A 7,887-nucleotide genomic window follows, 5' to 3' on the forward strand; every position below is an offset into this window, starting at 1 on the left:
GCGCACAGGCCTGCGGCTTTGAAGGTGTCGACAAACGTCTGGATGTACTGGCCACAGCCATCGTCGGCGGCATGACGATCGAGGACCTGTGCCATCTGGAGCTGGCTTATGCCCCACCGTTTGGCGCGGCCAAGGATGCAATCAACCTGGCAGGTTTCGCCGCTTGCAACCGCCTCGATGGCCTGGTGAAACATACCACCACCCTGCCGGATGATCAGAACGTGCAGATTATCGATGTACGCCCGAAACCGCTGGCCGAAGCCTATCCGGCACCCGGCAAGGTGCTCAACATTCCCTTCCCGATGCTGCGTGCCAGTCTGGACAAGCTCGACCGTACTCGACCGGTGGTTACCGTGTGCGCCTTTGGCAAGATGAGCTACTTCTCGGCGCGCGTGCTGGCGCAGAATGGTTTCGATGTCACCAGTTTCAGTGGCGGCCTGAAAGCCAATATTGACCCACGCTCACCAGCCAAGGTGCCCACACCGTAATCGATCCCGAATCGTGAAAGGCAAACAGGGCACGCAAAAAGGTGCCCTGTTTTTTTGCCTCAATCCGGTTTCACGTAACGCAACACCACATCGACAATCAATTCGCGCTGCAGGCGGGCATCCTGCCCACCCCAACATTGAAGCTGCGACCCAGATCGACTCGCTGATCCACAACATCGGTCAGCAATTCCTCAAATGCAAGGAGGCCAGCCATCCTGAGATAGACTGGCATTCATGCGAAACGCTTTAGCTTATTTCAACCAGCCTTTGATTTCCGGAACGGTCGGAATTTTGCCGACAGAAACGATTTTGCCGTCGAGCGCTACACCCGGCGTGGCCATGATTCCGGCTTTGGCTATCTCGGCATAGTCACTGATTTTCTCCAGCGTGAAGTTCACGCCTTCTGTCTCCAGCACATCTTTCACGATTTGTGCGGTCTGTGTGCAACGGGCGCAACCAGGTCCATAAACAGCTACTTTCATCATTCTCTCCTCCGTAGTTTTGCGATGCGAACTGCAGTTACACGATTGCGACATCCTTTTCTCCTTTTCAGATCACAGCATTGAATACATAACCTACCAGCACGATCCCGCAGGAGACGACACCCGCAAAGACGGCAATCAGACGCGGTTTCAGCACTTTGCGCAGAATGATCATTTCCGGTGCCGAGAGCGCGATCACTGCCATCATGAAAGCCAGTACGGTGCCCAGTGCTGCACCTTTGCCGATTAGTGCCTCAACAATCGGAATAATGCCCGCTGCATTGGTATACATCGGCACACCCAGCAGTACGGCCACGGGCACGGACCACCAGGCATCGCGCCCCATAATCGATGCCATGAAATCTTCCGGAACATAACCGTGGATGCCCGCACCGAGTGCAATCCCGGCGATAACAAACGGCCAGACCTTGCCGACGATTTCACGCACATGTGAACGACCCGATTCGAAGCGTTGTACCCAACTCAGGTTCTCATCCGGCAAATGATGGACTTCACCTTTGACGATTTTCTGAACCCAGTCTTCCAGATGGATTTCCATCTTGAGTTTGCCGATCACCAATCCGGATACGATGGCGATGAGCAATCCCATACCCAGATACAGGCCGGCCACTTTCCAACCGAACATTCCGAACAACAATACCAGTGCCACTTCGTTAACCATGGGCGCGGAAACGAGAAATGAAAATGTCACGCCTAGAGGCACACCGGCAGACAGAAAGCCGATAAAAAGCGGCACGGCAGAGCACGAGCAAAATGGCGTAACGATACCAAGCAAAGCGGCCAGTACATTACCCGTACCCAGACGTTTTCCCGAGAGCAGTGCACGCGTGCGCTCCGGGGCAAAAAAAGTCTGGATGATGCCCATCACGAACACGATGCCTGTCAATAGCAGTAGCACCTTGGGCGTGTCATAGAAAAAGAAATGCAAGGCTTCGCCTAGATGCGTCTGGCGGGAAAGTCCCAGAAGCGCAATCAGTGCATCAGCCAGATCGGTGAGATGCCAATAGGCCAGTTGCCAAAGCGGGATGGCCAGCGCGAGGCTGGCGAGCCAGTAGCGTAGTTGAGGTGAAATACGAGGTGCGGTGTGGTTCATCATGCGTTCATCTTTTCGGGTCTTCTGAACTGAAGACGCCGATGCATGAGAAAAGACGCAGGATGGAGCTACTTATTTTGAAAAACGATCAGTTGCCACAATAACCCGGCTTTGTAGAACAGCCTTGGTTGACTGGAACAGGCTCGGATTGTGCTGGCCGGGGTATGAATCCGCATACGTGGCCAGATGCATCATGTTCGACCTGGCAGGCTGTTGTGAGCTGATTCTTGAGCCGTTTGCGAGCGCGCTGCACTCGGGATTTTGCAGCAGAAAGACTCAGACCGATTCTTGCAGCGAAGTCTGCCTGACTCATCCCTTCCAGATCACACAGCGTAATCGCCTCACGATCCTCTGGACTCAACTCACCCAGAACACGTGGTAGGCACGACGCCAGACTATCCACGGGACGCAGTTCAACCTCTTCAGCAACCAGATCCACCGGGACTTCGACGATTTCGCGCTTGCGCCGTGATTGATCGGCCACCGCATTGCGGGCTACGTCAAATAGCCAGGCACGTGCATTTTCAAGGCAACAGAACCTATCTCCCTGTCGAACTGCTTTGAGGAAAAGGTCATGCAGCAAATCCTTGGCCGCATCCCGATCTGCAACTTGTCGGGTCAGCCAGTTGAGCAATTCGCGTTCGTGGTTATGCCATGCATGCATCATGCAAGGACGCGGGCTTTCCGTGAGATGTTTGGAGAGAAAGGCGGAAGAGGAAGGACACAACCCGGCAAACTGCGAAGTCTGCCGGATCACTGCGGGGGCCATATTGCGCGAAGTGAGCACATAGCCTGCTGCATAGAAAAACGACTCGGCGGTATTGGTCAGCAGGTAGAGCGTTTCAACACCTTGTGACTGAGCCTGTGCTTCGGCATGTGTGACCAAGGCCCGGGCGAAGCCATGCCCACGAAACTCGGGAGCGACAGCAAGCGAACGCAGTAGTCCCACGCGGTCGAAGCGCTCGAAGCCGAGCACGGCAATGAGTTGCTCATTCTCGCGTATTCCGAAAAACTGTGGCGGTGCGCTTGAATCGATGTCGCAGTGATTCAGCTCGCACGCATCGAGCAGCGGGATGACTTCGGCCAGAGCGTTCAGTGGTTCGATGTACATGACAGGCTTTTCCCTGCTGGGCCAGCAACCGATAGATGGGCCTTCAGCGTAATCAGTCAACCTTGAATTCGCCAACCTTGCGTGCAGTTTCCTTGATATTTTCCAGAGAAAGCGCTTCCTCGCCCAGGCTCAGGAAGTATTCGGTACGACGCTGAATCTGCGCAAAAATTTTCTCAAAGGAAGCGCGCTTTTCAGCTTCGGTTTCGCCGTGCGGGTCTTCGTAGCCCCAGTGCGCCGTAGTCGGATGCCCCGGCCAGATCGGACAGACTTCATTTTTGGCATTACCGCACACGGTAATGATCAGATCCATCTGCGGTGCCTCCGGGCCGCCGAACTCGTCCCACGATTTGGAGCGCAGGCTGCCGGTGTCATAACCAATGGTTTCCAGCATGGCGATCGCGTGCGGGTTGACGCGGCCCGAAGGCTTGCTGCCAGCGCTGTAGCACGTGAAGCGTCCTTTGCCGAGCACATTGAGTACGCCTTCACTCATCACGCTGCGCGCGGAATTGGCGGTGCACAGGAACAATACGTTGTAGGGTTTGGTGGTCATTTACAAACTCTCCAGACAAGATTCAATCAGTTTCTCGAACAGCTTTTCAAGCCACCTGGCGTTCATACCAAGGCTTGCAAACATTCACGATCTTCACCAGCGACAGCATCACCGGCACCTCGACCAGCACGCCAACGACCGTTGCCAGCGCGGCGCCGGAGTTCAGGCCGAACAGCGAAATTGCCACCGCCACGGCCAGCTCGAAGAAATTGGATGTGCCGATCAGGCAGGCCGGCCCAGCCACGTTATGCGGCAACTTCAAGAGGCGCGCGCCGATCAGGCCGACGGCAAAGATACCGTAGCTCTGGGCAATCAGCGGCACGGCAATCATCGCGATCACCATCGGTTGCGCAATGATGGTGCCGGCCTGAAAGCCGAACAGCAGCACCACGGTGGCAATCAGGCCGACGATGGACCAGGGTTTGAGCCGGGCCACGAAATCCGTCACCGCATGGCTGGAACGCAGCTCCAGTGCATGGCGCGTGGCCATACCGGCGACCAGCGGCAACACCACATAGAGTACGGTGGAGAGCACCAGCGTCTGCCAAGGCACAGTGATATTGGTCACGCCGAGCAGGAAAGCGGCTATCGGCGCGAAGGCTACCACCATGACCAGATCGTTCACCGAGACCTGCACCAGCGTGTAATTGGCGTCGCCCCTGACCAGCTGACTCCAGACAAACACCATCGCCGTGCACGGCGCCACGCCAAGCAGGATCATGCCAGCGATGTATTCGCTGGCTGATTGCGGATCGACCCACGGTGCGAACAGGTAATGGAAGAACAGCACCCCCAGCGCCGCCATGGTAAAAGGCTTTATCAGCCAGTTCACCACCAGCGTCAGGATCAGGCCATGCGGTTTCTTGCCAACATTCTTCACCGCATGCCAGTCGATCTGGATCATCATCGGATAGATCATCACCCAGATGAACACCGCCACCACCAGATTCACATGCGCGATTTCCAGCGCGGCAATCGCCTGAAAGGCATCGGGTATCAAGAGCCCCAATCCCACCCCGGCCAGAATGCCCAGTGCTACCCAGACCGTGAGATAACGTTCAAACAATCCCATTTCAGCTCCTTTGCAGCTTGTTGCGTTTACATGCCTATTAAATATTTTAATGATTCAACAATATTTAAAATATTGTCACAAAAAAGTGGCCGGATCAGCCTAGCGGGGGCAACAGGCTATCGAAGCACGGCGATGCCGCACGCAAGTCCGCGCACTGCTCGGGATGCCCGGCACAGCATTCTTCGGTCAGGTAAGCGATCAGATCGAGCATCAGCGGGATATTGGCTCGGTAACGCTGAAATCGCCCCTCCTGCTCCACTGTCAGCAGCTTCGCCTGCGTCAGTGCCTTGAGGTGAAATGAAAGATTTGTGGGCGGCACATTCAATGTCGTGGCAATTTCGCCCGCGACCATGCCTTCCGGGCCGCGCTTGACCAGCAGCCGATACACATCCAGACGCACGCCGGAGGACAGCGATTCAAAAATATGGGTAGCAGATTCTTTTTCCATGACGGAATACTACAATGTTTGTTGAAATATGAAAATATCAAATATGCGGTTATTTCTGATCTAGACTGAGTCTAGGTTTCCTCTCTGGGGAGGTAACATTCATGGGTGGCTTGTCAGCCTGGGTACTTCCGGTTCTGTATGGTGGCTTGGGCAATCTCGCCGCGTATCTGGCCGCGCATGTACTGCTGTGCCTGCTGCCGGCATTTTTCATCGCTGGCGCCATGTCAGCGCTGATTCCCAAGGAAGCCATCACACGTTTTCTGGGCCGCAATTCGCGCAAGACTGTATCCTACCCTGCGGCGGCAGCGGCCGGATCGCTGCTCGCAGTATGCTCATGCACCATCGTGCCGCTATTTGCCGGCATCTATAAAAAAGGCGCAGGGCTTGGACCAGCCATTACTTTCCTGTTCTTCGCGCCGGCCGCCAATATCCTGGCACTGGTCTACACCGGCGGGGTGATCGGTGCCGATCTGGCCATCGCCCGCTTCCTGCTCTCGCTCACGTTTGGCATTGGCATTGGCCTGATCATGGCGTTGATCTTCCGTACCGATGATGCTGCCCACGATCAGGCTACCGATATTTTTGCTGCCCAACACGAAACAGGCATGCGTCGCGTATCGCTCATCTTTTTGCTGGTCTGGGTAGCCTTGCTGCTGGCCGGCACCCTCAAACTGGGCTTTCTGACCGGCACGCATCTGCAATTCGAGCTGCCCCTGCCCGGCGCACAAGCCTGGCAGCAGTGGCTGGATCGAGTGGTGCCCTACGATGCAGCCAAGGGCGAGGAAGGCGTTTCGGTACAAGGCTCGACCCTGATCGTCCTGCTGATCGGTATCAGCCTCACCGCCTGGCGCGGATTGGAAAACATTCAGGAGGGCATCACGGTCTGGACCAAAGCCTGCCTGGCTTTGATCTCGTTCACGCTGCTGTTTGCCGCGCTGGCCATCCAGCCCAGCACCCAGGGCTTGCAGATCGGGTTGACCGGCAAGCTGTTTGGCGTGGCTATCGCACTTGCTATCTTGCATGTCTTGATCTGGTACTGGCTGGGCGAAGATGAACTGTGCGACTGGCTGTGGGAATCGTGGCGCTTCGTGAAGCAGATTTTTCCGCTGCTGGTGGTGGGCGTGTTTGTCGTCGGCATGATCCGCGTGCTGATCCGCCCGGAATGGATCGAAGCCGTGGCAGGCAGCAATTCGCTCACTGGCAACCTGGCCGGCGTGGTCTTTGGCGTATTCATGTATTTCCCGACACTGGTCGAGGTGCCGATTGCCAAAATGTTCCTTGATCTGGGCATGCATCGCGGCCCACTGCTGGCGTATCTGATGTCGGACCCCGAACTCTCGCTGCAGAGCATGCTCATCCTCTCTGCCATCATCGGCAAGGCCAAGACCTGTGTGTATGTCGGCCTGGTCGCACTTTTCAGCGCGACAGCCGGCATGACCTACGGCGCCTGGATCAATGGCACGCCGCTGCTGTTTATTGCCGTGGGGCTTGCTGCATTTCTCGCGGTACTGGCAATACTGCTCAAATTTGCCAGCCAGCATTCACCAACATTGAAAGGAGTCTGATCATGCTCACCATCAAGATTCTTGGCCCGGGCTGCGCCAACTGCAAGAAACTCGCCGAGGTCGCCCAGGCGGCAGCCAACTCGCTCGGCGTGGATGCAGAAATCATCAAGGTCACCGACATGCAGGCCATCCTGGCCTATGACATCCTGAAAACACCGGGCCTGGTGATCAATGAAAAACTAGTGTCATCAGGGATGATCCCAGCACCGGGAACGGTAGCGGATTGGATTAAAGAAGCAATGGTGTGATCGCAATGCAGGGGGCACGATGAAAATCTTATCCATTGTGTGGCAACGGCTTGTCAACACCGAGGGGGTAACCTGCCCTCGATGTGGCAGTACAGGACGTGAAATCGAAGAGGCTGCCGCACTACTGACCAAGGAGTTGGCTGCGCAGGGAATCAGCGTTTCAGTGGAATGCAAGGAAATCAGCGAAGCAGCGTTTCTTGAGCAGCCAAGTGAGTCGAATCGAATCTGGATCAGCGGCAAGCCTCTTGAATACTGGCTGCAAGGCAGTACTGGCAGCAGCCGCTGCTGCGCTGCCTGTGGCGATGCAGAATGTCGAACTGTAGAAATTGACGATAAAACGTATGAAACGATCCCGGCTGCACTGATTTTGCGTGCGGCAAGACTTGCTGCGGCAACGTTGTAGCATTGCCGCAGCCAATCTCAGACCTTCGCCTTCTACGAACAGGGAACAGCAGCAAAACAAGCTCTCGGCGTGTCCGAAAAACTTTGACCCCTACAATTATTGCCTGTGGTTTTTACCCGTAACCATGCCCACACTCGGCGTCTATACTGACTTTGGCCGATGGGGTCGGGGTTGTGGTAGAAGGAATTTTCAGTTTATGGCCATCACCCCCCCGTTGAAATCATGATTTCCTAAAGGAGTAATCCATGCGCCTTCTTACCGGATGTCTTGTTGGCATGGTCATGAGTGCCCACACGCTTGCGCTTGATTTGAGCAGCCTCAGTAATAAAGACGCCGTGGGTGGCTTGAAAGATGCGTTAACGCAGTGTTCAACGGCTGCGGTCTCCAAACTCGGCATCGAAAATGG

Annotated in this window: 11 protein-coding genes; 5 read left to right on the plus strand and 6 right to left on the minus strand. The window is 55.6% G+C overall.

Annotated elements, in window-relative coordinates; all coding sequences use genetic code 11:
• On the plus strand, nt 1-488 hold a 488-nt coding region (locus AC0KVQ_RS15915; protein WP_473422174.1), incomplete at its 5' end, for a rhodanese-like domain-containing protein.
• A 13-nt stretch (nt 489-501) separates the two neighbouring features.
• The gene (locus AC0KVQ_RS15920) at nt 502-738 is read left to right on the plus strand and encodes a hypothetical protein (protein WP_473422175.1); all 237 of its coding nucleotides are present in this window, start codon (nt 502-504) and stop codon (nt 736-738) included.
• Nucleotide 739: 1 nt separating this feature from the next.
• On the opposite strand, the gene AC0KVQ_RS15925 is transcribed toward AC0KVQ_RS15920, so the two are convergent.
• From AC0KVQ_RS15925 to AC0KVQ_RS15950, 6 genes are all read right to left on the minus strand, one after another.
• Nucleotides 740-973, minus strand: a complete 234-nt coding sequence (locus AC0KVQ_RS15925; protein ID WP_473422176.1) for a thioredoxin family protein — start codon at nt 971-973, stop codon at nt 740-742.
• Between the two features lie 64 nt (nt 974-1,037).
• Complete coding sequence (locus tag AC0KVQ_RS15930) at nt 1,038-2,087, minus strand: permease (RefSeq protein ID WP_473422177.1); 1,050 nt, start codon at nt 2,085-2,087, stop codon at nt 1,038-1,040.
• Between the two features lie 85 nt (nt 2,088-2,172).
• Nucleotides 2,173-3,195: an arsenic resistance N-acetyltransferase ArsN2 gene (arsN2, locus tag AC0KVQ_RS15935; RefSeq protein ID WP_473422178.1), complete on the minus strand. Its 1,023-nt coding sequence runs from the start codon at nt 3,193-3,195 to the stop codon at nt 2,173-2,175.
• Between the two features lie 52 nt (nt 3,196-3,247).
• The gene (locus AC0KVQ_RS15940) at nt 3,248-3,745 is read right to left on the minus strand and encodes an arsenate reductase ArsC (RefSeq protein ID WP_473422179.1); all 498 of its coding nucleotides are present in this window, start codon (nt 3,743-3,745) and stop codon (nt 3,248-3,250) included.
• A 46-nt stretch (nt 3,746-3,791) separates the two neighbouring features.
• Entirely contained in the window at nt 3,792-4,817 is a 1,026-nt protein-coding gene (gene arsB / locus AC0KVQ_RS15945; RefSeq protein WP_473422180.1) for an ACR3 family arsenite efflux transporter, read from the minus strand.
• A gap of 94 nt (nt 4,818-4,911) precedes the next feature.
• Nucleotides 4,912-5,265, minus strand: coding sequence for an ArsR/SmtB family transcription factor (locus AC0KVQ_RS15950; protein ID WP_473422181.1), 354 nt, complete (start codon nt 5,263-5,265; stop codon nt 4,912-4,914).
• A gap of 101 nt (nt 5,266-5,366) precedes the next feature.
• Here AC0KVQ_RS15950 and AC0KVQ_RS15955 point away from each other — a divergent pair, with 101 nt between their 5' ends.
• From AC0KVQ_RS15955 to AC0KVQ_RS15965, 3 genes are read left to right on the plus strand one after another with little or no spacing between them, the layout of a single operon-like run.
• Nucleotides 5,367-6,830: a permease gene (locus AC0KVQ_RS15955; protein WP_473422182.1), complete on the plus strand. Its 1,464-nt coding sequence runs from the start codon at nt 5,367-5,369 to the stop codon at nt 6,828-6,830.
• Nucleotides 6,831-6,832: 2 nt separating this feature from the next.
• Nucleotides 6,833-7,078, plus strand: coding sequence for a thioredoxin family protein (locus tag AC0KVQ_RS15960; protein WP_473422183.1), 246 nt, complete (start codon nt 6,833-6,835; stop codon nt 7,076-7,078).
• 19 nt (nt 7,079-7,097) lie between these two features.
• Nucleotides 7,098-7,481 (plus strand): DUF2703 domain-containing protein, encoded by a 384-nt coding sequence (locus AC0KVQ_RS15965; RefSeq protein WP_473422184.1) that lies wholly within the window; start codon nt 7,098-7,100, stop codon nt 7,479-7,481.
• The last annotated feature ends 406 nt before the right edge of the window (nt 7,482-7,887 follow it).

It is taken from the genome of Formivibrio sp. oc-25 (assembly GCF_055810895.1).

Coding starts and splice junctions, on each gene's coding strand:
- AC0KVQ_RS15930 (WP_473422177.1), bottom strand. CDS start 2,087: ATGATGAACCACACCGCACCTCGTATTTCACCTCAACTACGCTACTGG.
- AC0KVQ_RS15960 (WP_473422183.1), top strand. CDS start 6,833: ATGCTCACCATCAAGATTCTTGGCCCGGGCTGCGCCAACTGCAAGAAA.
- AC0KVQ_RS15950 (WP_473422181.1), bottom strand. CDS start 5,265: ATGGAAAAAGAATCTGCTACCCATATTTTTGAATCGCTGTCCTCCGGC.
- arsB (WP_473422180.1), bottom strand. CDS start 4,817: ATGGGATTGTTTGAACGTTATCTCACGGTCTGGGTAGCACTGGGCATT.
- arsN2 (WP_473422178.1), bottom strand. CDS start 3,195: ATGTACATCGAACCACTGAACGCTCTGGCCGAAGTCATCCCGCTGCTC.
- AC0KVQ_RS15965 (WP_473422184.1), top strand. CDS start 7,098: ATGAAAATCTTATCCATTGTGTGGCAACGGCTTGTCAACACCGAGGGG.
- AC0KVQ_RS15940 (WP_473422179.1), bottom strand. CDS start 3,745: ATGACCACCAAACCCTACAACGTATTGTTCCTGTGCACCGCCAATTCC.
- AC0KVQ_RS15925 (WP_473422176.1), bottom strand. CDS start 973: ATGATGAAAGTAGCTGTTTATGGACCTGGTTGCGCCCGTTGCACACAG.
- AC0KVQ_RS15955 (WP_473422182.1), top strand. CDS start 5,367: ATGGGTGGCTTGTCAGCCTGGGTACTTCCGGTTCTGTATGGTGGCTTG.